This is a genomic window from Curtobacterium sp. C2H10, from assembly GCF_025407985.1.
GTDB lineage: Bacteria > Actinomycetota > Actinomycetes > Actinomycetales > Microbacteriaceae > Curtobacterium.
Map to the genome: position 1 here is coordinate 1 of NZ_JABXGF010000095.1, position 1,751 is coordinate 1,751.

Genomic DNA, 1,751 nt, shown 5'->3' on the forward strand with positions numbered 1-1,751 from the left:
CCGGCCGCATGGTCTGGTGGTGGAAAGATTTTTTGGTTGGGGATGGACTCGCGGCCTATCAGCTTGTTGGTGAGGTAATGGCTCACCAAGGCGACGACGGGTAGCCGGCCTGAGAGGGTGACCGGCCACACTGGGACTGAGACACGGCCCAGACTCCTACGGGAGGCAGCAGTGGGGAATATTGCACAATGGGCGAAAGCCTGATGCAGCAACGCCGCGTGAGGGATGACGGCCTTCGGGTTGTAAACCTCTTTTAGTAGGGAAGAAGCGAAAGTGACGGTACCTGCAGAAAAAGCACCGGCTAACTACGTGCCAGCAGCCGCGGTAATACGTAGGGTGCAAGCGTTGTCCGGAATTATTGGGCGTAAAGAGCTCGTAGGCGGTTTGTCGCGTCTGCTGTGAAATCCCGAGGCTCAACCTCGGGCTTGCAGTGGGTACGGGCAGACTAGAGTGCGGTAGGGGAGATTGGAATTCCTGGTGTAGCGGTGGAATGCGCAGATATCAGGAGGAACACCGATGGCGAAGGCAGATCTCTGGGCCGTAACTGACGCTGAGGAGCGAAAGCGTGGGGAGCGAACAGGATTAGATACCCTGGTAGTCCACGCCGTAAACGTTGGGCGCTAGATGTAGGGACCTTTCCACGGTTTCTGTGTCGTAGCTAACGCATTAAGCGCCCCGCCTGGGGAGTACGGCCGCAAGGCTAAAACTCAAAGGAATTGACGGGGGCCCGCACAAGCGGCGGAGCATGCGGATTAATTCGATGCAACGCGAAGAACCTTACCAAGGCTTGACATACACCGGAAACGGCCAGAGATGGTCGCCCCCTTGTGGTCGGTGTACAGGTGGTGCATGGTTGTCGTCAGCTCGTGTCGTGAGATGTTGGGTTAAGTCCCGCAACGAGCGCAACCCTCGTTCTATGTTGCCAGCGCGTTATGGCGGGGACTCATAGGAGACTGCCGGGGTCAACTCGGAGGAAGGTGGGGATGACGTCAAATCATCATGCCCCTTATGTCTTGGGCTTCACGCATGCTACAATGGCCGGTACAAAGGGCTGCGATACCGTAAGGTGGAGCGAATCCCAAAAAGCCGGTCTCAGTTCGGATTGAGGTCTGCAACTCGACCTCATGAAGTCGGAGTCGCTAGTAATCGCAGATCAGCAACGCTGCGGTGAATACGTTCCCGGGCCTTGTACACACCGCCCGTCAAGTCATGAAAGTCGGTAACACCCGAAGCCGGTGGCCTAACCCTTGTGGAAGGAGCCGTCGAAGGTGGGATCGGTGATTAGGACTAAGTCGTAACAAGGTAGCCGTACCGGAAGGTGCGGCTGGATCACCTCCTTTCTAAGGAGCATCTGGCTCGTCGTGTCCTTCGGGGGACGGTGGGTCCAGGCGCCGGATCGAGACGAACGTTCTCGCCGGTAGCTCATGGGTGGAACATTGACAGTGCAGTCGGGAGCGCAGCTTCCCGATCTCAGTACGCCGGGGCCTTCGTGGTTCGGGTTGGAACGGGTTGGGGGTGAGCGGGTCGGCTGGTGCACGTTGTTGGGTCCTGAGGGACCAGGCTTCCCGGCCGAGTGTGGTCGGGGGTTGAGCCGTGACTGGGGCCTTTGGGTTCTGGTTGGGTTCTTCGGTGGGCCGCATGAAGCTGGGAGCGTTGTTCCTGGGGGAGTGTGGTGCCGATCGTATGTTGAGAACTACACAGTGGACGCGAGCATCTTAGATCGCTCGTGACGATGATCAGGCCCTTTGGGT

1 rRNA gene is annotated in these 1,751 nt (G+C 58.3%); it reads left to right on the top strand.

Going from position 1 to position 1,751, the window contains the following annotated elements:
• Window positions 1-1,340, top strand: a 16S ribosomal RNA gene (locus tag HWD93_RS18140); the annotation flags it as partial.
• Window positions 1,341-1,751: the final 411 nt, after the last annotated feature.